We start from the raw sequence: 23,305 nt of genomic DNA on the forward strand, positions 1-23,305 counted from the left end.
CGTCTTTCTGCCTTTTCGTTCTTACTTATCCGGCGCCGCCTCTTTTTCCTCATGCAATTTTATCCATATCTAACGAATGATGTTAAAAGGGCCACACCGATGCGAGGTCTCGTTTCCCGGATCGATTTCCGGTTGCATCGGTACCTAGAGCGATTCAAAAGGAGGTTCGAGGGCGCGTTGTTGTTGAGGCAGGATGAACGTCATGGGCGGTAAAGGCGTATCGCTTGTCGGTCGCGTGCGGCGACACCGTCAGGCCGGTGTCGCGCGGGGCGCGGTCGCGCTTCTTTGCGCCTCGCTGGCGCTCAGCTCCTGCCAGACACTTTTCGAACAGGCCTATGTGCCGACCGTCGGCCCTTCCGACAATCCGCAGATCGTCGACCAGGTGCAGAAGGACGATCCGCGGGCCCAGATGGGCGCGCGCGAGCACCCGCGCATCGTCGCGAGCTATGGCGGCGAGTATCACGACGAAAAGACCGAAAAGCTGGTCGCCCGGATCACCGGCGCGCTGACCGCGGTCTCGGAGAACCCGAACCAGTCCTATCGCATCACCATTCTGAACTCCCCGGCGATCAACGCCTTCGCGCTGCCCGGCGGCTATCTCTACGTGACGCGCGGGTTGCTGGCGCTCGCCAACGACGCCTCGGAAGTGGCCGCCGTGCTCTCCCACGAGATGGCCCATGTGACGGCGAACCACGGCATCGAGCGGCAGCGCCGCGAAGAGGCGGAAGTGATCGCCAGCCGGGTCGTCGCCGAAGTGCTGTCGAGCGATCTCGCCGGCAAGCAGGCGCTGGCGCGCGGCAAGCTCCGGCTCGCCGCCTTCTCCCGCCAGCAGGAACTGCAGGCCGACGTGATCGGCGTGCGCACGCTCGGCGAAGCCGGCTACGATCCCTATGCGGCCGCGCGTTTCCTCGATTCCATGGCGAGCTACAGCCATTTCACCTCGGTCGATCCCGATGCCGACCAGAGCCTCGACTTCCTGTCGAGCCACCCGAACGCGCCGCAGCGCGTCGAACTGGCAAGGCGCCATGCGCGCGCCTTCGGGCCGGAGGGCACGCATGGCGAATCGGGCCGCGACTACTATCTCAAGGGGATCGACGGCCTGCTCTACGGCGACAGCCCGCAGGAGGGCTATGTCCGCGGCCAGACATTCCTGCATGGGAGCCTCGGCATCCGCTTTGACGTTCCCGACGGCTTCCAGATCGACAACAAGGTCGAGGCGGTGCTTGCCACCGGCCCCGGCGACGTGGCGATCCGTTTCGACGGCGTGGCCGACGCCGAACGCCGCAGCCTGTCCAACTATATTTCCAGCGGCTGGGTGACCGGTCTGCTGCCGGAGACGATCCGCGAGATCACCGTCAACGGGCTGGAGGCGGCGACTGCGCGCGCCTCGGCGGAGCGCTGGGATTTCGACATCACGGTCATCCGCATCGGCCCGCAGATCTTCCGCTTCCTGACGGCCGTTCCGAAGGGCAGCGCCGTGCTCACCCCGACGGCGGACAAGCTGAGGGCGAGCTTCCGGCGGATCACCCCGCAGGAGGCGGCGACGCTGAAACCCCTGCGCGTGCGTGTGGTCACCGTCGGTCCGGGCGATACGATCGGCACGCTTTCGGCCCGCATGATGGGCACGGATCGCAAGCTGGAACTGTTCCGGCTGATCAATGCGCTCGGACCCACCTCCACGGTGCAGGCCGGCAACAAGGTCAAGATCATCTCGGAATAGATAAGGGGCCGGTTCATACCGGCCCTGCGGATACTGACAAGGCTGTCGCGCGCTCCCGCGTCATGCCCGGGCAAAGTCTTGGCCGAGACCGACATTTGCTGACTGTGGAGATTTGATGCCAGCCCACGCAGCCAGTTCCAGCATGAATCAACAACGATGCCCATTTTCTCAAAGGGGATTCTTGCGTTTAGAGGAGGTTGGGGCACCTCGCCGACCGCGTCGCGCCTGATGCGCCCGCGACCTTCATGTGCAGCGCAGGGACGTTACGCGAAGAATGGCCGCCCACTGCGCTTTACCGCTTGAAAGGGCAGACGAACTACCCTTATCTACATCCTGTTCTCAGGGCGGGGCGAAATTCCCCACCGGCGGTGTCCGGCTTTGCCGGGAGCCCGCGAGCGCTTCCGCCAAGGTGGAAGGCAGCAGATCCGGTGCGATGCCGGAGCCGGCTGCCGGAACTTCTGGAGTTCTGCCGTCTTCACGCGCTTCCCATCATCACCATCGAGGAGCTGATCCGGTACCGGAACCGGCAAGAAACGTCGGCGTCCGCCGTCGCCGCTTGACATGTGGTGCCGCGGTCAAGGGTGCTCGACCCGCTGACCGCGGCCTGCACACCGGGCTCCGGCGAACGCTCAGGTATCAACCTGACATGTCAGGTTGTGAAATCGGTTCTGCCGGACTTCCGATATGTCGCGCGCGAGAGCCCTTCAGGCCCACCGGATCCGGTGTCTCTTGGAGAGGATTTCCTGAACGCGAGACAGCTCCTCGTTACGCCTGACCTCGCTCCAGCCGAGTTCGGCGGCGGCGATCTCGGAAATCCGAAAGAGGGTCGCAAGCGACAGCCGCCCGGTCACGGCAAGGCCTGTTCGGCGCATCACGACGTCATCGAGACGAATGACGCGCTCGTTGCGCAGTATCCAGGTGATTTCCTGCTCGGAATGGCCGCATGTCTCATCCAGAAAGACCGGATTTCGGCCTTCCGACATCAATATGTCGCCTGCCTTGCTCCCGTAGCGGTGCAGTAGCTGCAGGGCGCGCGCCGGTTCCGTCGCGGTCGCACGAGAGATCGTGTCGAGCCATCTGTCCTGCTCGACGGCGGCGGGGTAGTCGCGGCCGCCCCCGATCGGCAGGCTGTCGGTCCGGACCCGCCGCGGATGATCGAGACGCTTGAGCAGCACGTCGGCGACTTCTTCGGCAAAGCCCCGGAAGGTCGTCCACTTGCCGCCGACGAGCGAAAAGATCGGCCATTGCCGACCTTCGGAGGCTTCGATGACCGGAGCGGAGTGGTCGCGGCTGATCAGGCCGGGTGCGGTGCCGTCGGATAGGGGCAGCGGCCGGATCCCCGAATAGGTATAGACGATCTGGTCGCGCTCGAAGGCCAGGCCCGGGAGAAGGCTTCTCAGACTGCCGAGGAAATAGTCGATCTCATCGTCTTCGCAGGCTATGGCGTCCGGATCGGACGCCCGGATGTCGGTGGAGCCCACCAGTACCCGCCCGTGATAGTCGAACACGAGGCAGATGCGCCCGTCATTGGCCTCGAAATAGATCATCCGGCCGGCGAGCGCGCGGCTTAGATCCGGATGATCGAGCAGGATATGGGATCCCTTGGTGCCGCCGATGAGGCGGGACGCCACGCCGAGTCGCGCATTGACCTTGTCGATCCAGGGACCGGCTGCGTTGACCACGACGCGGGGGCGCACTCCGCGAACAACCCCGTGCGCGTCGCGCAGCGTCACGGTTTCGCCGTCCGAGTTCTCGATCTCGGCATAATTGAGGGCAAACGATCGCGGCTCGGCGCGGACGCCGTCCTCGACGAGCTCGAGGACCAGTCGTTCAGGATGAACGATCTTGGCGTCGTAATAGAGCCCTGCGGCGACGATCTGCGGGGTGAGAGGGGGGATGTTGGCAAGCGCCATCGATCTGGACCACATGGAGTGGCGCGGCATCACCCGGTGGCGAGATCCGTAGAAATCATAGAGAAGCAGGCCGATCTTGATCAGCACGGCTCCCCGGCTGCGCGGTGCGGTCGTCGAGCCGAACAGCGTGCGGATGGCGGCGGGAATTCCGTTCAGCCACGAGAAGATCGGGATCACGGTCGGCAGGGCACTGACTGCATGGGGCGCGTTCTTCAGCAGCAGGTTGCGTTCCTTGGTGGACTGGGCAACGAGGCCGAGCTCGCCGGTCTCCAGGTACTTGATGCCGCCATGGATCAGGCGGGAGGGGGCAGCCGACGTACCCGAACCGAAGTCCGCCTTGTCGACGATGGCGCAGACGACGCCCTGGGCGCACAGATCCCTGAACAGGCCGGCTCCGTTGATGCCCGCCCCGATGATCAGAACCTGAATGTCTTCAACCGTGCTCATGGTGTGTCCTTCGACGCCAGATCCTCGAGTTCAGTCCACAGGGAGCTGAGCGTCCGGCTTGCCCTGCAATGCAACCGATAGCGCTCGGCCAGCTCAGTGGCGGTGGCGTCGGTGGGAGTGAATATCCTGTCGTGCATCTCGCCGAAGCGCGGGTCATGATAAGGTGAGGCGAACATGCCGACTCCGGCCCCCGCGCAAAGGGCAGCGCCCCATGCGGCGGCTTCTTCGGTATCGGTCGTCGTGACGGGCAGGCCGAGGACATCAGCCATCAGCTGGGCGAACAGGGGATTGCGGGATATCCCGCCGGTGAGCCGGGCGGCCGTGATCCGGAAGTTGTCGCGAAGGGCATCCACATGCAGACGATGGTTGAAGGCAATTCCTTCCAGCACCGCCCGAAGCATGTCGCCGCGACCATGCCAGCCGCGCAGCCCCAGGAAGCTGGCGCTTGCGGCGGCACCGTGGGGTGATCCGAACAGATAGGGGTGATACATCAGGGAAGACGGGCTGGAGAAGGCGCGCTCGATCTCACGGGCAAGCACCGCATGAAACGACTGTCCGTCGCGTTCGGCGGCGGCCTTGTCGGTCGCGCACAACTGGTCGATGAACCAGTCGTAATTCGTCGCCGAGGCAGGTGATATCGCCATGTTGTTCCACTCGCCCCGTCGCAAGCCGTTGCGGCAGAACCACTCGCTCCCGATCTTCGGACGCGAGGTCAGGGTCTCGTTGATCGAGTAGGTTCCGGCAACGATGGCGACGATCCCCTCGGCCAGGCCGCCAATTCCGAGCGCCGACGCAGTCACGTCATGGATGCCGGCTACGACGGGAGTCCCGCGCATCAGGCCCGTCGCCGCGGCAGCTTCTGCCGTGACCGTGCCTGCGACATCATCGGGATTCTGGACCGGCGGAAGTGCGTGCTGCAAGGCACCCAGCCCGAAGAGTTCGAGGATCTGGGCATCGTAGGTCTGGGTCTCAACGTTGGAGAAGGACGTGCTCGCCTCGGTCAGATCGGTCCCGATCGTGCCGGTCAGGCAGTAGCGCAGCCAGTCCTTGCAAGCAACGACATGGCCGATCGCCGCATATCGTTCGGGCTCGTGCCTTTTCACCCAGGCAAGCAGGGATGCGGGGGCAGAGGCATGTGGCATCTGCCCCGACAATCGCAGCGCGATTTCCGACAGCCCTTGCCGCTCCCAGTCCCGGACGATGCCGCAGGCGCGGCTGTCGAGCGAGAGGATGCCGTTGCCCAGCGGCTGCCTGCTGGAATCGAGCAGGTAGAGGCCGTCGCCATGCGCGGTGGCCGCGACGGCGGCGATATCCGAGGCCGTCCGGCCCGCGGTCGCTATTGCTTCGCGTATAGCGGCCGCGGTTTCCCGCCATAGCTCTCTCATGTCACGTTCGACGTGGCGGGGGCGATCGATGATCTGGCTGATCCGCCGTCGCGCGATCGACAGGGGTTTCCCGGCTTCATCGAAGACGACGGCTTTGGTCACCGTCAGACCGTTATCAATACCCAGCAGGCACACCATGGCCGTCTCCCGTCACGCCGTCGACTGCCACGGGGCGACGACCACGTTGACGCCTCGGGACTTCAGCTTGAGCACCTCGGCGGAGGGCATGTTGGCGTCGACGATCACCGCGTCGAATTCGTCCAGCCGGCACATGCCGTGAAGGGCGCGGCGCTCGAATTTCGTATGGTCTACCAGAAGGATACGTCGACGGGCGCACTCGAACATCGCGCGCTTGGCTTCCACCATGTCCGGTGACTGGTGGAATACCATGTCGTCGGTGATGGCCGAAACGGACAGGAAGACCTGATCGGCGCGCAGGCGGCGTATCTCGGCGGCCGTCGCGGGACCGACGAAGGCGTTGCACCAGTTGTGGAACTGGCCTCCGAGGCCGAGCAGCGTCACATCGCTGACGCCACGCAGCGCATTCATCAGGGTCAGCGAATTGGTGATCGCGGTCAAAGGCACGCGCGAGGAGATATGGGGTATCATCTGCAGTACGGTGGTCGAATCGTCGAAGAAGATCGCCTGTCCGGGCTCGATGAAGGTGGCCGCCGCCGCGGCGATCGCCTTCTTCTCTACAGATTGTCGGGTGGAGCGGTAGACGTCGCTGGATTCGACGTAGCTCGTCGGGGCGGCAGACACCACGCCGCGGGTCTTGCGAAGCAGGCCGCGGCTTTCGAGGTCATCGAGGTCGCGGTGTACCGTCATCAGGCTGATGCCGAAGCGATCCGTGAGGTCTTCGATCCGCATTGTCCCTTCAGACATCACGGCTTCGGCGATGAGCTGCCGGCGTGCGATCTGTCGCGCCTGCCGGCTGTCGCTCGGAAAATCATCGACACTCGACCGTTCGGCTGTCAGGTTCTGATTGTCGTGTAATTCCATCCGCCATTTCTCCCGACCACAAGCGTTCATCTACGGTCCATCCGTGTCGGCAAGCAACATGGCGCGCGGAAACTCCCGTGGACGAGGATGGGAGGGCGCAAGGGTTGCGACCTCCCGATTTGAACCTATTCCGACAGGGTGAACGGGCCGGTATACTTGTCGACGTTCTCCTTGGTGATCAGGAGGCAGTCGAAGAGCTGTTTTTCGGTAGCCGCTCCGGTCGAGCCGTTCTTGATGAAGTTGTCGGCCTGCTTGACGGCTTCTGCCGAGAACACCGCAACCGGCTGGAGGACGGTGTACTGCATTTCGCCGGCCTTGACGGCCTCGACCGCATCCGGCGAGCCGTCGAAACCACCGACCTTCACGTTGGCCAGCTTGCCGGCTTCCTTGAGGGCCGCGATCGCGCCGAGCGCCATTTCGTCGTTACCGGAGATCACGCCGTTGATATCCGGGTTCGCCTGCAGCAGGGACTGCATCTTCTGGTAGCCCTGCGTGCGATCCCAGTTGGCGACTTCCTTGCCGACCTTCTGGAGGTCCGGATACTGGGTGATGACGGTTTCGTAGCCGTTCGAGCGGGTGGCGGCGTTGTTATCGGCCGGGTTGCCGAACAGCTCGACGTAGGTGCCCTTGTCGCCGATCATCTTGACCCACTGCTCTGCGCCGAGCGCAGCACCCTGGGCGTTGTTGGAGACCAGCTGGGCCTTGGCGAGCCCCTCCTGGTTGATTTCTGCATTGACCAGGATGACCGGGATGCCGGCGGCCACGGCCTTCTTTACCGCGCCGACGGAGCCATCAGCATTCGCCGGGTCGAGGATGATCGCCTTCGACTGATTGGTGATCGCCGTGTCGATCAGGGTCGACTCGGTATTGGTGTCGCCCTTGTGGGCCGCAACATTCGCGGTGTATCCGAGCTCCTCGGCCGTTGCCTTGGCCACGTCGCCTTCCGTCTTCCAATAGGGGTTGGCCGGATCCGTCACGATGATCGAGATGAGATCGCCGGCGAAGGCCGCGCTCGACAGCATGGCCGATGCGAACGCTGCGATGACGAGCGTTTTCGTGGATTTCAACATTGGTTTCTCCTCCTCTGTGTTGAACCTATTGCCGGTTTGGCAATTTCTTGTCCCCGGTCGAAATGCTGGAACCGGGATGCAAGCTTCGATGCGTCAGCTCCTGCGCGCACCCGATCCGTACTGGAGCGAGTTCATCAGGACTGCGAGAACAATGACGGCGCCGGTAAAGACGGTCTGCCAATAGGACGACACGCCGATGATCACGAGGCCGTCGGACAGGAATCCGATGACGAAGGCCCCGAGCATGGTGCCGCGTACCGTGCCCCGCCCGCCGGTAAGGGCCGCGCCGCCGATGACGACGGCAGCGATCGCCGTCAGTTCGTAGGTGGTGCCGGCAGTCGGACCTGCGGAGGTCAGCTGGGACGACAGGACGAGCCCGGCGACGGCGGAAAGGATGCCGGAAAGCGTATAGACCGTGATCTTCACGCGCTTGACGGGAACACCGGAGAGGTCCGCCGCGCGCTCGTTGCCGCCCGATGCATAGAGCCAGCGGCCGAATGCCGAGCGGCTGAGCAGGAGGCCGGTGACGGCGGCGAGGGCGATCAGCACGATGACCGAGATCGGTATGCCGCCCAGCCGATTGAATCCGAGCCAGTCGAAGCCCGTATTGCCCAGTTCCGGGCGCCCCGACAGATTGTTGTATGTGAGACCATTGGTCTGGAGCAGGGCGATGCCGCGGGCCACATACATGACGCCGAGCGTCGCCACGAAGGCGGGAACGCGGAACACCGCAATCAATATGCCGTTCACCGCACCGAGCAGAGCGCCGACCGCGAGCGTCAGCACGACGACGGCCCAGACCGGCGCGTACAGGATGACGCCCAGGGACTGCAGCTCGACACCCTGCATCAGCGCGCCGGCGACGACGCCCGACAGGGCGAGGATCGACCCGACCGAGAGATCGATCCCGCCATTCAGGATGACGAGAAGCATTCCGATGGCGAGGATGCCGTAGATGGCGACATGCGAAGCCATGATCAGGAAATTCGACACGGTCAGGTAGTTCGGCGACAGCCACGAGAAGACGGCGATGATGGCGATCAAGGCCAGGAACGCGCGTCCTTCCAGCAGGATATGGCCGATGCTGATGCCGCTATGCCTGTTCGGCGAAGGGGCGGCTGTTGCGGACTTCTCGGACATTGGCTTCTTCCCTGAACCCTTGGCCATTAATGAGTGACGGCCTCGCCCGAGGCGGCCATGATTTGTTCTTTGGTAACGGTGGAATCGAACTCGGCGGTGATCCGACCCTTGCGCATGACGATGATGCGGTGAGCGACCGACAGGCATTCCCCGACCTCGGAGGTCGAATAGACGACGGCAAGGCCGGATCGCGCCCGTTGCGCCAGAAGCTTGAACACCTCCGCCTTGGCGCCGATGTCGATCCCGCGTGACGGCTCGTCGAGCAGCATCACTTTCGGATTGGTCGCCAGCATCTTCCCGATGACGACCTTTTGCTGGTTGCCGCCGGAGAGGGAGCCGATTGCGGCTCCGCCGCCCGTGGTCTTCACCGTCACCTTGCGGATCGTATCGTCGATCAGCGTCTGCTCAAGCCCCTTCTGGGTGAATAGCCCCCGGGTGAAGTTCATGATCGAAGCGAGCGAGAGGTTCTGGCCAACGGTCATGGTCTGGACCAGGCCATCGCGCTGGCGGTCCTCGGGCACCAAAGCGAGCCCGGTCGCGATCCGCTCCGCAATGCTCAGGCGAGATATCTCACGGCCTTCGAGCAAGATCTCTCCCGAGGATTGCGCGAACCGTCCTGCGAGAGTCTCCAGCAGTTCGGTTCGCCCGGCACCCATCAGCCCGTAAATGCAGACGATTTCCCCGGCCTTGACATCGAGCGACAGGCGGTCGACCACATTGAAGTCCGCGCCTGCGGGATCGGGCACCGTAAGAGCCCGAACGGAAAGGGCCGTCTCACCGAATTCGTAGCCGGTTGGCGGCGAGCCGAGGTCGTAATTTTCGCCCACCATGTTGCGGACGATCCAGTTCAGGTCGATGTCCTTGCGCGGGGCGTAAGCTGTCATCGTGCCATCCCGCAAGACCACGGCATGGTGCGTGATCTGCAGCGCCTCCTCCAGGTGATGGGAAATGTAGACGATCGACACGCCACGGGCGGTCAGGTCCCGGATCACCTTGAACAGCACCTCGACCTCGGAGGCGGAAAGTGCCGACGTCGGCTCGTCCATGATCAGGATGCGGCTGTCGACAGACAGGGCGCGGGCGATCTCGACGATCTGCTGCTGGCCGAGCCGCAGCTCCTCGACGGGGGTACGCGGGTCGATGTCCTCTTCCAGTTCGTCGAGGAGGCGACGGACTTCCCGTTCCTCCGCGGCGAAATCCACGCCGGTCGGACCCTTGATCTCGCGCCCCATGAAGATGTTATCCCGCACCGACAGATTCGGTGCCAGGGACAGCTCCTGGTGAATGATCGAGATGCCCCGATCGCGCGCATCCGCGGCCGAGTGGAAGGAGACGGGTTCCCCGTCGAGAATGATCTCGCCACTGGTCGGCCTGACCACGCCGGAGAGAATCTTCATCAACGTGGATTTGCCCGCGCCGTTCTCGCCGAACAGAGTGGTAACCTGCCCGCGATGAATGTCGAAGTTCACACCCTTGAGGGCATGGATGCTGCCGTAAGACTTCGCAATGTTGCGTGCCGCCAGAACGACGCTCGTCGAAGCAGTGGCGTTGGTGACCGAGGCGCTCATTTCACCGTCACTTCCACCGGAGTAATCATCCAGTTCTTCGGATTGACGAGGCGAAAGGCCCCTGTGATCTCCAAGGTCTTGCCGCTCAGCGAAGCGGTGTCGATGCTGTCGAGCACGGCCTTTTTCATCGCCCGATTGATCGCCGAGCCTGCGTCCTGGTATTCGATCTGGTTCTTGAACATGCCAAAGGCGATGTCGCCGGGCGCATCCCGGAGATCCGTTCCGTTGATGGCGGGACCGGTCTGGAGCCTCACTTTGATTTCCGGTGGCATGCCGTCCACAGCAAGGTCATAGACTCCCGATTTCGCGCTACCCGCCACGCCGACGAGCTTGACCATCATGATGGTGCCGGTCGTCGACATCGTGCCGTATTTCTTCGCCGCAGCTGCCTTGTCGGCCAGCACTTCCGCGGCGACCGCGACGCCGTCGACGGCCTTCTCCACGATGAAAGCCTGAATGCGCGGAAACTCCTTGTCGCCATAGCTGTCCGGCGCAAAGGCCTGTTGGCGCACGTCATTGTCCGAACCGATATGAACCACGGTCGTATCGAGCGCCATTGCCGCCACCACCGCGACGCCCAGCGCCAGCGCAAGCAGCGAACCGCGGTGGGAGGTTTGCCGTACCTTGGGTGCGGATTCGGAGCTCATCGCAATTCTTCCGTCAAATTGGACCGGGGGGAGAGGCTCTCAACAGAGGCGCACCGGCTGGCGCGGATCGCCTGCAGGACGCGATCCTGCGGTGAGGCGGCGGCGTTATTGTCCATGGGCTCCTCCCTGAGACGATGAGCGCAGGCAACTGTCCTCCCAGTTGCGAGATCATCACACAACAAAAGTTACATCCGCTCTGTGCAAGGCGTCAAGTGTATTACATTGCAAATTTTGAAATTTTTTACAATTCGATGTCGGGGGCCGCCGTTTCCGGCAAAGTTCCCCCGCAGTCTCTCCATGTTCAGCACCCTTCAAATGCCCGGTGTCGCGCTCTTCGGCGGCGCAAAAAAGTCGGACGAGATCATGGCGCATGATGCTGTACTGCAATGTAAACACGTAATTTTTCAGAGCGCTCTGGGCGAGTTGGCTGTGTGAAGTGCGGCGAAGGGGTGGGTGGGACTCTCGTCGCGCACAGCGTGTCCGTCTCGCCGCCACTGCTGTGGTCCGGTCCTCGCTGGCGCGGTGGAGCTGGAGTCTTGAGTGCTTGACAAACCTATGGAACGCTGAAATTATTTGCAATCAACGCAAGAAAAATCGATACTTGCGTTATCTAAGTGATATAATTTCATGGTGAGGTGGTGTGGTCCTGCTGCGCTATGCCTCTTTTGAGATTGCTCCAGGGAGGATGGGGATGAACACGGGCGCGAGCAGAATTTTGCGGGCGGGGAGCGCGCGTCATGCCCGGTGACGTGCTGATCGGGATCGATGCCGGCACATCAGTCATCAAGGCTGTCGCCTTCGATCTGCGTGGAGCGCAGATAGCCTCCTCCTCCGTTCCCAACAGATTGCAGTCAAACTCTGACGGTTCGGCCACTCAGGACATGACCAGGACCTGGGCGGATTGCGCGGCGGCGCTCCGGGGCCTCGCCGAAAAGGTACCGTCACTTGCCGAGCGCACGGCGGCCATTTCCGTGACGGCGCAGGGTGATGGCACCTGGTTGGTCGGTCGTGACAATCAACCTGTGACCGACGCCTGGCTCTGGCTTGACGCGCGAGCCGCCCCCACCGTCGAGAAGCTCGCGTCCGGTCCGTTGAGCAGAGCCCGCTTCGAGGCGACCGGAACGGGTCTCAACGCCTGTCAGCAAGGCAGCCAAATGGCGCATATGGAGCGCGTCGCTCCGGGTCTCCTGGATGCGGCTGAAGTCGCCTTGCATTGCAAGGACTGGCTTTACCTTTGCCTCACCGGCGTGCGGGCGACCGATCCGTCCGAGGCGAGCTTCACCTTCGGCAATTTCCGTACCCGCTGCTACGACGATGTCGTCATCGAGGCGCTGGGCCTGAGCGACCGTCGTCGTCTCCTGCCCGAGATCGTCGAGGGCACGCAGCTGACGCATCCGCTCTCCGGGGCAGCCGCCGCCGAGACCGGCCTGAAGGCCGGAACGCCTGTTTGTCTCGCCTACGTGGACATGGTGATGACGGCCCTCGGTGCCGGCGTCTGTGGTGGCTCGAGCGAAGCAGCCTGCTCGATCGTCGGTTCCACGGGGGTGCACATGCGGGCCGTGACCAACGCCGCCGTTCATCTGAATGCCGAGGGGACCGGTTACGTCATGGCGCTGCCGATCCCGGGCATGGTCGTGCAGGCCCAGACGAACATGGCGGCCACACTGAACCTGGACTGGATCCTCGGAATTGCCGCCGAGCTGCTGGAAAGCGCAGGCCGGCAGGTGACGCATGCGGATCTGCTGGCCAGGATCGACGCATGGCTGGAGGCCAGCAGCCCGGGCCAAGTCGTGTACCATCCCTATATCTCCGAGGCCGGCGAGCGAGGCCCCTTTGTCAATTCCCAGGCCCGCGCGGGTTTCGTGGGACTGTCGGCCAACCATCGGTATGCCGATCTGGTGCGTGCGGTGGTCGAGGGACTCGGCATGGCCCTGCGGGACTGCTACCTGGCCATGGGTGGGTTGCCGTCCGAATTGCGACTTTCAGGCGGAGCGGCTCGCTCTCCCGGCCTTCGCGCGATCCTGGCGGCATGCGTGGGCGCCTCGGTCAGGGTCTCGTCGCGGGAAGAGGCGGGAGCTGCCGGTGCCGCAATGATGGCGGCCGTCGCGATAGGGGCCTATCCCGACATGCATGCCTGTATCGCGGACTGGGTGACGCCTCTGCTCGGGACGCCGAAGAGCCCGGATCCGGCACTCGTCGACGTCTATCGGCGCCTGTTTCCCGCCTTCCAATCATCGCGCGTAGGACTTTCGCCCGCCTGGAGCCTGTTGGCCGCCGCGCGCCAGAATACGGCCACCTGAGGTGGCGAAGAGGAGTTTTCCATGACCAACGAAACCGGAATGATCGACATCTTCGTCATCGGTGGAGGCATCAACGGGGCCGGCATCGCACGCGATGCCGCCGGGCGCGGGTTAAAGGTCGTCCTGTGTGAGAAGGACGACCTGGCCCAGGGCACGTCTTCCCGTTCGGGCAAGCTCGTGCATGGTGGTCTGCGCTACCTCGAGTTCTACGAATTCCGCCTGGTGCGGGAGGCGCTGATCGAGCGCGAGGTGCTGCTTAATGCGGCCCCGCACATCATCTGGCCCATGCGGTTCGTGCTGCCGCACAGCCCCGAGGACCGTCCCGCCTGGCTGGTCCGGCTCGGCCTCTTCCTCTACGATCACCTCGGGGGGCGTCGAAAGTTGCCGGGGACCCGCACGCTCGACCTGCGTCGTGATCCCGAGGGAACGCCGATCCTCGAGCGCTACAAGCGCGGATTCGAATATTCGGATTGCTGGGTCGACGATGCCCGTCTCGTCGTGCTGAACGCACTCGGCGCGGCCGACAAGGGCGCCGAGATCCTGACGCGCACTGCCGCCGTGTCCGCCCGCCGCGAGAAGGGCGCCTGGACCGTGACGACGCGCAACAGCATCTCCGGCGAGACGCGGCAATTCCGCGCCCGCTGCATGATCAACTGTGCAGGTCCCTGGGTGTCCGACATCATCGGCCGGGTCGCCGGCTCGAAGTCGACGCGTAATGTCCGGCTCGTCAAGGGTAGCCACATCATCGTGCCGAAATGGTGGAGCGGAAGCCATGCCTATCTGGTCCAGAACCACGACAAGCGGGTGATCTTCATCAACCCCTATGAAGGCGACAAGGCCCTGATCGGAACCACCGACATCGCCTATGAAGGGCGTGCCGAGGATGTTCAGGCCGACGAGAGCGAGATCGACTACCTGATCAAGGCGGTCAACAGGTACTTCAAGGAAAAGCTGCGCCGGAGCGACGTCATCCATTCCTTCTCCGGGGTTCGCCCGCTGTTCGATGACGGCAAGGGTAATCCGTCGGCCGTCACCCGCGACTATGTGTTCGATCTCGACGAGACGGACGGCGTGCCGCTGCTGAACGTGTTCGGCGGCAAGATCACGACCTTCCGCGAACTGGCCGAGCGCGGCTTGGCGCGGCTCAGGCATGTCTTCCCGGCCATGGGAAGAGACTGGACGGCCGACCTGCCGCTGCCGGGTGGCGACATGCCGCGTGCCGACTTCGAAACCTTCCTGAACGAGTTGCGATCGGCCTATTCGTGGATGCCGCGGCCGCTCGCACTTCATTTCGCGCGGCTCTACGGAACGCGTGCGAGCGATGTGGTCGGCGGTGCAACCAGTCTCGCCGGACTGGGGCGCCACTTCGGCGACCGTCTCTACGAAGCCGAAGTGCGATATCTTGTGGCAAATGAATGGGCCATGACCGCCGAAGACATCCTCTATCGTCGCACCAAGCATTGTCTGCATCTGACCGAGGCCGAGAAAGCCGCCTTTGTCGCCTGGTTCGACGTCGAGCAACTGCATAGCGTCGCCTGAAGCGGATCCTCACGATGAAACTCACGCTGTCCCTCAACACGAACCCGCTCGTGAACCGGTTTGCCGATCCTGACGATCTGATCGAAACGGTCGCGCGGGATCTCCGGATTCGCGACCTGCAACTGACGCACGAATTCATCAATCCGGGCTGGCCCGCCGCCATCACCCGCCGGCTGACCCGGCAGATGGCGGCCGCGCTGGCTCGCACGGGCGTGCGGGTGACTAGCGGCATGACCGGCCCCTACGGCCGTCTCAACCACTTCGGCCATCCCGACAAGGAGGTGCGCCGCTACTATGTCGACTGGTTCAAGACCTTCGCCGACATCACGGCCGATCTGGGTGGCAAATCGGTTGGCACTCAGTTTGCGATCTTCACCTACAAGGATTTCGACGATCCGGCCCGGCGGCAGGAGTTGATCCAGATCGCCGTCGATTGCTGGTCGGAAGTTGCGGAGCACGGCAAGTCGGCCGGGCTGGATTACGTCTTCTGGGAGCCGATGAGCGTCGGTCGCGAGTTCGGCGAAACCATCGCCGAGTGTCTGCGGCTGCAAGGCCGTCTGTCGGCAGCCGGAATGGCCATACCGATGTGGATGATGGCCGATATCGACCACGGCGACATCACCTCGCCCGATCCGCAGGACTATGATCCCTATGCATGGGCTCGGGCGGTCCCCAAGCTGTCGCCGATCATCCACATCAAGCAAAGCCTCATGGACAAGGGGGGACACCGCCCGTTCACCGCCGAATTCAACGCCAAGGGACGCATCCACCCGGAACCACTGCTGGCGGCGCTCGAACAGGGCGGTGCGGTCGACAATGAAATCTGCCTCGAGCTGTCGTTCAAGGAACGCGAACCGAACGACCGGCAGGTGATCTCGCAGATCGCTGAAAGCATCGCGTTCTGGGCGCCGCATATCGATAGCGGAGTCGAGGATCTCCACCTCTGACGTGTATGTGGCACGGCCCCGAACCGCTCCTGGCGTTCAGTCTGCCAAGGGGCGCCGAGATTTGCCTTAGTCGGGAAGGCACGAAGAATGCACGGGGTCGCGTCGGCGCATCCGGCCGGGCGCGGTGGCCGCCCGGTCATCGCGCCGGAGGGGGATGCGGGATCCTCTGTCTTTCGACCGGAAGAGAACCTGATCCGGTCCTGACCGGCGAACACCCCGGCACTGCGACGGCATCTTCGCTCTCCGCGAAGGCGATCCCCGCAAATCTGTCGCGCGAAGCGCTTTTGCGTATTAAGGAAACAGCCTGATGAAACGGAAGCAAACGGCGGCAGACATGGATATCGATCCGGAAAAGAGCTTGGCGATCAGGGCGGCATGGCTCCACTACGCCGGTGGCCTGACGCAAACGGCGGTGGCCAAGCGTCTTGGGCTTCCTTCCGTCAAGGCGCACCGGCTGATCGCGCGTGCGGTGGCCGACGGTGTGGTGAAGGTCTCGATCGACGGCCCGATCGTCGAATGCGTCGAGCTCGAAAATCGCCTATGCGAGCGCTTCGGCCTCGACTATTGCGAGGTTGCACCCGACCTCGGCGAGGAGGGCCTACCCCTGCGGGCGTTGGGCCTGGCCGGTGCGGGCTTCCTCAAACGGGAAATCGAGCGGGGCGACTACAAGGTGATCGGGCTCGGCCACGGACGAACCCTGGCGGCCGCCGTCCAGCATATGGCGCGCGTTGATGCGTCCAACATCCGCTTCGTATCGCTGCTCGGCGGGCTGACGCGCAACTACGCCGCCAACCCGCATGACGTGATGCACAAACTGGCGGAAAAGACGGGCGCGCAAGCCTACGTGCTGCCCGTCCCGTTCTTTGCCAATTCGGCCGGTGACAAGGAAGTGCTTCTGGCGCAACCCGGCGTGCGGGAGATCTTCGACATGTCGAACGGGGCCGAATTGAAGTTCGTGGGAATCGGCACGGCGGATGCCGGCGCACAGCTGGTCGCCTCCGGCATGATCGAACCCCGGGAAATCGCCGAGATCAATGCGGCCGGCGGCGTCGGTGAAATGCTGGGACACTTCTTCGATCAGAGCGGACACCTGCTCGAGACGACGCTCACCGCGCGCACCCTCGCCGTCGACGTGGACCGCCCGGACGACAGCCGCATCGTTGCGATCTCGGGCGGACTCTCCAAAGCCGCGGCGATACGGGCCGTGCTGAAAAGTGGCCGCCTGAAGGGCCTGATCACCGACGAGCCGACGGCGCGCGTTCTGGTGCACTGAGACGGCGCCACCGCAGGCAGCCCCGTAAACCGTCTCGCGGCGGGCACGCCTGCCGCGAGACTGCGTGTCAGCAGACATCAGGCCCGCTTCAGCAGCGTGCGGGCGCGTTTGACGATGGTGTCCTTGTCGATGCCGAATTCCGCATAGAGCCGTTCCGCCGGTGCCGAAGCGCCGAAGCCCGGCATGCCGATCACGTCCTCCTCGCTGGCCACGTAACGTGTCCAGCCGAACTTTCCGGCGGCCTCCACCGCAATCCGGGGCGCCTCGCCCAGGACCCTGCTCCGGTAGGAAGTCTCCTGGGCCTCGAACAGTTCCCAGGACGGCATCGACACCACGGCGACTGCGACGCCGTCGTCGGACAGGGCCTGGGCGGCCTCTACCGCGAGTGCCACTTCCGTACCCGTCGCCAGCAGGGTCAGGTCGCGACCCTCGCCGAACTGGCGGATGACATAAGCACCTTTCTCAGTGAGGTTCTCGGCGCCGGCGTCGAGACGAAGCTGCGGCACGTCCTGGCGCGACAGGGCGAGCAGCGACGGAACCGTCCGGGAGCGGATCGCGATATCCCAGGCCTCGAGCGTTTCCACGGCGTCCGCCGGCCGGAACACGACAAGGTTGGGGATCGCGCGCAACGATGCCAAGTGTTCGACGGGCTGGTGGGTCGGTCCGTCCTCCCCAAGGCCGATCGAGTCATGGGTCATCACGTAGATCGTGCCGACGCCCATCAACGCCGACAGACGGATTGCGTTGCGGGCATAGTCCGAGAACACCAGGAAGGTACCGCCATAGGCCTGCAGCCCGCCATGAAGGTTGATCCCGTTCATGGCGGCGGCCATGGCGAATTCGCGTACCCCGTAGCCGATATAGCGTCCCGCCACGTCGCGCGTGAACTGCTGGTCCACAGCCTTCACACGGGTGAGGTTGGAACCCGTGAGGTCGGCCGATCCACCAATCAGTTCCGGGAGGGCGGGCGCCAGCATTTCGAGCGCCATCTGGCTGGCGCGCCTTGTCGCGACGCGCTTCGGCTCGGCAAACAGTGCGGCCCTTGCGGCTCTGACCGCCTCCTCGTAACCGGCGGGGCGTTGTCGCGCGAGGCGGCGGGTGAAGTCTTCGCGCCGTTCGGACGGAACGGCCGCAAGCCTCTTCTCCCAGGCATCGCGTTCCGGCGTCCCGCGGGAGCCTGCGGCGCGCCAGACGGAAAGGAGCGGCGAGGGGATATCGAAGGGCGGGCTCGTCCAGCCGAGAGCTTCCTTCGCCGCGGCCGCTTCCGGCCCTCCGAGCGGCGACCCATGAACCGAATAGGTGCCCGCCTTGTTGGGGGAGCCGAAGCCGATGACGGTCTTCAGCGCGATCAGCGACGGTTTGCCTGTCTCGGCCTTGGCCTCAGCAATCGCCATGTCGATTTCCTTGCCGTTGTGGCCGTCGCAGGACACGACATGCCAGCCGCAGGCCCGAAAACGGGCCGGAACATCCTCGGAGAAAGAGACGGAGGTCGGACCGTCGATGGTGATCGAATTGTCGTCGTAAAGCACAATGAGCTTGCCCAGTCCGAGATGGCCCGCCAGTGATATCGCCTCCTGGCCGATACCTTCCTCGAGGCAGCCATCGCCGACGAAGACATAGGTCCGGTGGTCGACGAGTTCGGGGCCGAATTCGGCGGAGAGCCGACGCTCGGCGAGGGCCATGCCCACGGCGGTCGCGAGGCCCTGACCCAGCGGCCCGGTCGTCGTTTCGACGCCCTTGGCGTGGCCGTATTCCGGATGTCCTGCCGTGATCGCGCCCCATTGGCGGAAATTCCGCAACTGCTCGATGGTCATGTCTTCGTAGCCGGTCAGATGAAGCAGCGCATAGAGCAGCATCGACGCGTGGCCGTTGGAGAGCACGAACCGGTCGCGATCCGGCCAGTCGGGGCTGGATGCGTCGAACTTCAGGTGATGGCGAAACAGTACCGTCGCCGCGTCCGCCATGCCCATCGGGGCGCCGGGATGGCCGGATTTCGCGGCCTCGACCGAGTCGATGGCGAGCGCGCGGATGCAGTTGGCCAGCGCGAAGTTGCCAGGATCGAGTACGGCCTTGCTGGCCACGAGGTCTTGCATCGTCATTTTGACTCCTCCGTTTTTCGCTCCCTATCACTCCCTGTCGATCGTAACAACACAAAATAACAAAATCACAAATGATATGTTGCAAATAAATGGAGTCATGTTAACTTGAGTGCCATCGCGGCCGGCGAGTCGCCATTGGGTGGAGGTTTCAGGATGCGTCGCGAAGAGCGCCAGCAGCTCATCATGGATCTGCTCGTGGAGCAGCATGCTGTCGAGCTGGACGGGCTTGCCGAGCGCTTCGCCGTTTCGAAGATGACCATTCACCGTGATCTGGACGATCTCGAGCAGGCAGGGCTTCTTCGCAAGGTGCGCGGTGGCGCAACGATCGACGCCGGCACCCGGTTCGAGAGTGATTTTCGCTTCCGCGAGCGGCAAGGCGAGGAGGCCAAGAAGCGGATGGCGCGCGCGGCCCTGCAGCTGGTCGAGCCGGGAATGACCGTCATCGTCAACGACGGATCGATGGCCGCAGTGCTCGGTGCCGTCCTGGTCGAACGCCGTCCCTTGACCGTCATCACCAACAATGCGGCCGTGATGGACGCTCTCAAGGACGAAGCCGGAATTGCGCTGATCGCTCTCGGCGGGCTCTATTCGGCGAAATTCAACGGCTATTTCGGCGTGGTGACGGAAGAAGCTCTCGCGAGGCTGAGGGCCGATCTCGCCTTCGTCTCGGCGCCGGCATTGTCTGGAACCAAGGCTTTTCACATGGACGACGCGGTGGTGCGGTCGAAGCGGGCGATGATCGCCTCCGCCGCCCGCTCGTGCCTGCTCGTCAACCATACCCGCTTCGGCCACTCGGCACTGCACGTCCTGGCCGACCTCCGCGAATTCGAATGCGTGATCACGGACGACGTCCCGGCGGAAGAAGCCGTCGAGACGTTGGCCAAAGAGGGCGTTCGCCTGACAATTGCAAGCCAACAGGATTGACCATGTCTACCGAGCCGAAAGTCTGGATCGGCACCAGCTGGAAGATGAACAAGACGCTCGCGGAGGCCATGGTCTTCGCCGAGGCGCTCGTCGGGTCCGACGCGACGCACGACCCGCGCGTACAGCGGTTCGTGATACCGCCCTTCACCTCCGTGCGGCAGGTCAAGGAGGTTTTGGCGGCAACCTCGGTCAAGGTCGGTGCGCAGAACATGCACTGGGCGGACGACGGAGCCTGGACGGGAGAGATTTCGCCGTTGATGCTGAAGGACTGCAACCTCGACATCGTCGAGCTCGGCCATTCCGAAAGGCGCGAATTCTTCGGCGAGACGGACGAAACGGTCGGCCTGAAGACCGAGGCGGCGGTACGGTACGGATTGCTGCCTCTGATTTGTATCGGAGAAACCCTGGAGCAGCGCCAGGCGGGACGGGCGGCTGAAGTCCTGGAGACGCAGGTCCGCGCCGCCTTGGCAAGGCTCGGGGCGGAACAGCGGCATCAGGCGAGGATTCTCTTTGCCTACGAACCGGTCTGGGCCATCGGGGTCAACGGCATCCCCGCGACATCCGAATATGCGGACGCGCGTCAGGCCGAAATCATCGCCGTTGCCGAAGATGTCCTGGGCCGCAGGGTCCCGTGCCTCTACGGTGGGTCCGTCAATCCCGGCAATTGCGAGGAACTCATCGCCTGTCCGCATGTCGACGGGCTCTTCATCGGCCGGTCGGCATGGAATGTCGACGGGTATCTCAACATTCTCGAAAAATGCTCGCACGGACTCTGAAGGAGTAGAATTATGAAGCTGGCAATCGCTGGAGACAGTGCAGGCGAAGGTCTCGCCAAGGTTCTCGCAGAGCACCTGAAGCACCGCTTCGAAGTGTCGGAGGTTTCCCGCACGCCGGAGGGGCCGGACGCTTTCTACGCCACGTTGGCCGATCGGGTCGCGGCCGGCGTCGCCGCCGGGACATACGACCGGGCGATCCTTGTCTGTGGAACCGGCATCGGCGTCTGCATCACGGCCAACAAGGTACCGGGCATTCGCGCCGCGCTGGTGCACGATACCTATTCGGCGGAGCGGGCAGCGTTGTCGAACGATGCGCAGATCATCACCATGGGTGCTCGGGTCATCGGACCGGAGCTGGCGAAATCCATCGCCGACGCCTGGCTCAAGGAGACGAATAACTTTGATCCGAAGGGCCGGTCCGCCGGCAACGTCGATGCGATCAAGGCCGTCGACGCCAAATACAACAAGGTCTGAGTCCGGCAGTCGGACCGAACCGCGCGGTCGGTGTCTCCAAGGTGGTCATGCTGAAACTTCCCAATGACGGTGTCTCGCAGGGGACGCCTCTCGATGACGAGCTTGCCGGTTATGGCGGCCCCGGAGCGATCATCCTCGCCATCGCGCATGCCGTGCCTGCGCTGGCGAGGCGCCTTGCCGCTGGGCACCTGCCGGGCGATCCGGCAATGGTGGTCGGGCTCAATGACAGCGGCGACCGGCAGAAGGCGATCGACGTCGCGGCGCATGTCCACATGGCCGCCGCACTCAGGGCCGCGGGCGTTCGGCAGATGCTCTCCGAGGAGGCGGCGGAGGTCGAGGAGCTCAATGCTGACGGAGCATGGGATGTGGCGATCGACCCGATCGACGGGTCTGGAAGCATCGGCATCGGAGCGCCGCTCGGCGTGCTGTTTTCCATCCTGCCGGCGTCCCCGGAAGGTTTTCTGCGGTCCGGTCGTGACGTCACGGCCGCGGGTTACGTCTCGTTCGGCCATTCCTGCGATTTCGGCTTTTCGCTCGGCCAGGGTGTCACGGTCGCCACCTTCGATGCCGAGGCCGGCCTGTTCCGCGTGGCACGGCGCGAGGTGCGCCTCGGGCCCGATGCCGACACCATCGCCTTCAACGGCTCGAACACTCGCCATTGGCCGGGGGGACTGCAACGCTATGCACACGCGGTCCTTTCGGGTCGCGACGGGGTGCTCGAGCGTGATTTCAACATGCGCTGGCTGGCCGCGGCTGTCGGCGAACTGCACCGAATCCTGCTGCTCGGCGGCATGTTCATGTATCCGGCGGATCGGCGTCCGGGTTACGAACGGGGGCGTCTGAGACTGGTCTACGAGGCCGTGCCGATCGCCTTTCTCGTCGAGCAGGCGGGGGGCGAGGCGACGGATGGCATGACTGCGATTCTCGACAAGGTGCCCGGGAGCCTGCATGAGAACACTCCGCTCTATTTCGGCGCCCGCAACGACGTTCGATTGGCTGGCCGATATCTCGCCGGATCAGGAAAAGGATGAACCATGGCCCGCATAACCCTTCGTCAACTCCTCGACCATGCCGCGGACAGGGGCTATGCGGTCCCGGCCTTCAACATCTCGAACATGGAGCAGGGACTTGCCATCATGGCCGCCGCCGACGCCTGCAACGCGCCGGTCATTCTGCAGGCCAGCCGTGGTGCACGCGCCTATGCCGGTGATCGCGTTCTCGCCCGGCTGATCGAGGGGCTGACGGAGATGTACCCGCATATTCCTGTCTGCATGCATCTCGATCACGGCAACACCCTGTCGACATGTGTCACGGCGATCCAGAATGGTTTCACCTCGGTGATGATGGATGGTTCCCTGCTGGAGGACGGGCAGACACCGGCCGACTATGCCTACAATGCCGATGTCACGCGCAGGGTCGTTGAGGTGGCTCATGCCGCAGGCGTCTCGGTCGAAGGTGAAATCGGAGTCCTCGGTTCGCTTGAGACCGGCATGGGTGACCAGGAAGACGGCCACGGAGCTACCGGAAAGCTCGCCGAACATCAGTTGCTGACCGATCCGGACGACGCCGCCCGCTTTGTGGCGGATACCGGTGTCGATGCCCTGGCCATCGCTATGGGAACCAGCCACGGCGCCTACAAGTTCAGCCGCAAGCCCGACGGATCCGTGCTTGCCATGCATGTGATCGAGGAGATCCATAGTCGCATGCCGAACACCCATCTGGTGATGCATGGTTCTTCTTCTGTGCCGGAAGATCTGCAGAACATCATCAATTCCTATGGTGGTGACATCAAGCCGACATGGGGTGTGCCCGTCGAGGAGATCCAGCGCGGGATTCGTAGCGGTGTGCGCAAGGTCAATATCGACACCGACAATCGTCTTGCGATGACGGCTGCCATCCGCAAGAGTCTGACCGAGCATCCGGCCGAATTCGACCCGAGGAGATACCTCAAGCAGGCCATGGTCATGATGCAGGACGTCTGCCGGCAACGTTTCGATGCGTTCGGCGCGTCGGGGAATGCCGAGCGGATGATGCCGATTCCGTTGGAGAAGATGGCGAAGCGCTACTGAGACGGCACGAGG

General features: G+C 63.7%; 17 protein-coding genes and 1 pseudogene. 10 read left to right on the plus strand and 8 right to left on the minus strand.

The window, feature by feature from the left end; all coding sequences use genetic code 11:
• Window positions 1-202 precede the first annotated feature (202 nt).
• Entirely contained in the window at window positions 203-1,720 is a 1,518-nt protein-coding gene (locus AC07Y0_RS20645) for a M48 family metalloprotease (RefSeq protein WP_498679532.1), read from the plus strand.
• A 704-nt stretch (window positions 1,721-2,424) separates the two neighbouring features.
• Here the strand turns inward: AC07Y0_RS20645 and AC07Y0_RS20650 are convergent.
• The 7 genes and pseudogenes from AC07Y0_RS20650 to AC07Y0_RS20680 all read right to left on the minus strand — a co-directional run bounded on the left by AC07Y0_RS20650 (window position 2,425) and on the right by AC07Y0_RS20680 (window position 10,898).
• Complete coding sequence (locus AC07Y0_RS20650) at window positions 2,425-4,080, minus strand: glycerol-3-phosphate dehydrogenase/oxidase (RefSeq protein WP_498679533.1); 1,656 nt, start codon at window positions 4,078-4,080, stop codon at window positions 2,425-2,427.
• Window positions 4,077-5,603 carry an FGGY-family carbohydrate kinase gene (locus AC07Y0_RS20655; protein ID WP_498679534.1) on the minus strand — a complete coding sequence of 509 codons (1,527 nt, stop codon included), beginning with the start codon at window positions 5,601-5,603 and terminating at the stop codon, window positions 4,077-4,079. The genes AC07Y0_RS20650 and AC07Y0_RS20655 overlap by 4 nt, the downstream gene beginning before the upstream one ends.
• Window positions 5,604-5,615: 12 nt before the next feature.
• Window positions 5,616-6,467 (minus strand): DeoR/GlpR family DNA-binding transcription regulator, encoded by an 852-nt coding sequence (locus AC07Y0_RS20660; protein WP_498679535.1) that lies wholly within the window; start codon window positions 6,465-6,467, stop codon window positions 5,616-5,618.
• Between the two features lie 125 nt (window positions 6,468-6,592).
• The gene (locus AC07Y0_RS20665) at window positions 6,593-7,537 is read right to left on the minus strand and encodes a D-ribose ABC transporter substrate-binding protein (protein WP_498679536.1); all 945 of its coding nucleotides are present in this window, start codon (window positions 7,535-7,537) and stop codon (window positions 6,593-6,595) included.
• A 93-nt stretch (window positions 7,538-7,630) separates the two neighbouring features.
• Window positions 7,631-8,611 (minus strand): annotated as a pseudogene (locus AC07Y0_RS20670) (ABC transporter permease); the annotation flags it as partial.
• 92 nt (window positions 8,612-8,703) lie between these two features.
• A complete protein-coding gene (locus AC07Y0_RS20675) occupies window positions 8,704-10,245 on the minus strand; it encodes a sugar ABC transporter ATP-binding protein (protein ID WP_498679537.1) in 1,542 nt (513 codons plus the stop codon).
• Window positions 10,242-10,898: a DUF2291 family protein gene (locus AC07Y0_RS20680; protein WP_498680294.1), complete on the minus strand. Its 657-nt coding sequence runs from the start codon at window positions 10,896-10,898 to the stop codon at window positions 10,242-10,244. Before AC07Y0_RS20680 ends, AC07Y0_RS20675 begins: the two co-directional genes overlap by 4 nt.
• Before the next feature lie 731 nt (window positions 10,899-11,629).
• On the opposite strand from AC07Y0_RS20680, the gene AC07Y0_RS20685 reads away from it, so the two are divergent.
• The 4 genes from AC07Y0_RS20685 (at window position 11,630) to AC07Y0_RS20700 (ending at window position 16,951) form a co-directional block, all read left to right on the plus strand.
• The gene (locus AC07Y0_RS20685; RefSeq protein ID WP_498679538.1) at window positions 11,630-13,192 is read left to right on the plus strand and encodes an FGGY-family carbohydrate kinase; all 1,563 of its coding nucleotides are present in this window, start codon (window positions 11,630-11,632) and stop codon (window positions 13,190-13,192) included.
• Between the two features lie 21 nt (window positions 13,193-13,213).
• A complete protein-coding gene (locus AC07Y0_RS20690; protein ID WP_498679539.1) occupies window positions 13,214-14,731 on the plus strand; it encodes a glycerol-3-phosphate dehydrogenase in 1,518 nt (505 codons plus the stop codon).
• A gap of 14 nt (window positions 14,732-14,745) precedes the next feature.
• Window positions 14,746-15,678: a sugar phosphate isomerase/epimerase family protein gene (locus AC07Y0_RS20695; RefSeq protein WP_498679540.1), complete on the plus strand. Its 933-nt coding sequence runs from the start codon at window positions 14,746-14,748 to the stop codon at window positions 15,676-15,678.
• A 334-nt stretch (window positions 15,679-16,012) separates the two neighbouring features.
• Window positions 16,013-16,951 carry a sugar-binding transcriptional regulator gene (locus AC07Y0_RS20700; RefSeq protein WP_498680295.1) on the plus strand — a complete coding sequence of 313 codons (939 nt, stop codon included), beginning with the start codon at window positions 16,013-16,015 and terminating at the stop codon, window positions 16,949-16,951.
• 77 nt (window positions 16,952-17,028) lie between these two features.
• On the opposite strand, the gene tkt is transcribed toward AC07Y0_RS20700, so the two are convergent.
• On the minus strand, window positions 17,029-19,050 hold the full coding sequence (gene tkt, locus AC07Y0_RS20705; RefSeq protein ID WP_498679541.1) for a transketolase: 2,022 nt from the start codon (window positions 19,048-19,050) through the stop codon (window positions 17,029-17,031).
• A gap of 153 nt (window positions 19,051-19,203) precedes the next feature.
• On the opposite strand from tkt, the gene AC07Y0_RS20710 reads away from it, so the two are divergent.
• Genes AC07Y0_RS20710 through fba form a run of 5 tightly spaced genes read left to right on the plus strand, consistent with a single transcriptional unit; the run spans window position 19,204 to window position 23,293 of the window.
• On the plus strand, window positions 19,204-19,974 hold the full coding sequence (locus AC07Y0_RS20710) for a DeoR/GlpR family DNA-binding transcription regulator (RefSeq protein ID WP_498679542.1): 771 nt from the start codon (window positions 19,204-19,206) through the stop codon (window positions 19,972-19,974).
• 2 nt (window positions 19,975-19,976) lie between these two features.
• Window positions 19,977-20,750: a triose-phosphate isomerase gene (locus tag AC07Y0_RS20715; protein ID WP_498679543.1), complete on the plus strand. Its 774-nt coding sequence runs from the start codon at window positions 19,977-19,979 to the stop codon at window positions 20,748-20,750.
• A gap of 12 nt (window positions 20,751-20,762) precedes the next feature.
• Window positions 20,763-21,224 (plus strand): D-erythrulose-4-phosphate isomerase, encoded by a 462-nt coding sequence (derI, locus tag AC07Y0_RS20720; RefSeq protein WP_498679544.1) that lies wholly within the window; start codon window positions 20,763-20,765, stop codon window positions 21,222-21,224.
• Window positions 21,225-21,271: 47 nt separating this feature from the next.
• Window positions 21,272-22,255 (plus strand): class 1 fructose-bisphosphatase, encoded by a 984-nt coding sequence (locus tag AC07Y0_RS20725; protein ID WP_498679545.1) that lies wholly within the window; start codon window positions 21,272-21,274, stop codon window positions 22,253-22,255.
• Window positions 22,256-22,258: 3 nt separating this feature from the next.
• A complete protein-coding gene (gene fba / locus AC07Y0_RS20730; protein WP_498679546.1) occupies window positions 22,259-23,293 on the plus strand; it encodes a class II fructose-bisphosphate aldolase in 1,035 nt (344 codons plus the stop codon).
• The last annotated feature ends 12 nt before the right edge of the window (window positions 23,294-23,305 follow it).

Source organism: Allorhizobium sp. GW101-3B10 (genome assembly GCF_059424725.1).

What these genes read in the sequence shown, in the direction of transcription:
- AC07Y0_RS20645 (WP_498679532.1), top strand. Translation starts at nt 203, where the DNA reads ATGGGCGGTAAAGGCGTATCGCTTGTCGGTCGCGTGCGGCGACACCGT.
- AC07Y0_RS20650 (WP_498679533.1), bottom strand. Translation starts at nt 4,080, where the DNA reads ATGAGCACGGTTGAAGACATTCAGGTTCTGATCATCGGGGCGGGCATC.
- AC07Y0_RS20655 (WP_498679534.1), bottom strand. Translation starts at nt 5,603, where the DNA reads ATGGTGTGCCTGCTGGGTATTGATAACGGTCTGACGGTGACCAAAGCC.
- AC07Y0_RS20660 (WP_498679535.1), bottom strand. Translation starts at nt 6,467, where the DNA reads ATGGAATTACACGACAATCAGAACCTGACAGCCGAACGGTCGAGTGTC.
- AC07Y0_RS20665 (WP_498679536.1), bottom strand. Translation starts at nt 7,537, where the DNA reads ATGTTGAAATCCACGAAAACGCTCGTCATCGCAGCGTTCGCATCGGCC.
- AC07Y0_RS20675 (WP_498679537.1), bottom strand. Translation starts at nt 10,245, where the DNA reads ATGAGCGCCTCGGTCACCAACGCCACTGCTTCGACGAGCGTCGTTCTG.
- AC07Y0_RS20685 (WP_498679538.1), top strand. Translation starts at nt 11,630, where the DNA reads ATGCCCGGTGACGTGCTGATCGGGATCGATGCCGGCACATCAGTCATC.
- AC07Y0_RS20690 (WP_498679539.1), top strand. Translation starts at nt 13,214, where the DNA reads ATGACCAACGAAACCGGAATGATCGACATCTTCGTCATCGGTGGAGGC.
- AC07Y0_RS20695 (WP_498679540.1), top strand. Translation starts at nt 14,746, where the DNA reads ATGAAACTCACGCTGTCCCTCAACACGAACCCGCTCGTGAACCGGTTT.
- AC07Y0_RS20700 (WP_498680295.1), top strand. Translation starts at nt 16,013, where the DNA reads ATGGATATCGATCCGGAAAAGAGCTTGGCGATCAGGGCGGCATGGCTC.
- tkt (WP_498679541.1), bottom strand. Translation starts at nt 19,050, where the DNA reads ATGACGATGCAAGACCTCGTGGCCAGCAAGGCCGTACTCGATCCTGGC.
- AC07Y0_RS20710 (WP_498679542.1), top strand. Translation starts at nt 19,204, where the DNA reads ATGCGTCGCGAAGAGCGCCAGCAGCTCATCATGGATCTGCTCGTGGAG.
- AC07Y0_RS20715 (WP_498679543.1), top strand. Translation starts at nt 19,977, where the DNA reads ATGTCTACCGAGCCGAAAGTCTGGATCGGCACCAGCTGGAAGATGAAC.
- derI (WP_498679544.1), top strand. Translation starts at nt 20,763, where the DNA reads ATGAAGCTGGCAATCGCTGGAGACAGTGCAGGCGAAGGTCTCGCCAAG.
- AC07Y0_RS20725 (WP_498679545.1), top strand. Translation starts at nt 21,272, where the DNA reads ATGCTGAAACTTCCCAATGACGGTGTCTCGCAGGGGACGCCTCTCGAT.
- fba (WP_498679546.1), top strand. Translation starts at nt 22,259, where the DNA reads ATGGCCCGCATAACCCTTCGTCAACTCCTCGACCATGCCGCGGACAGG.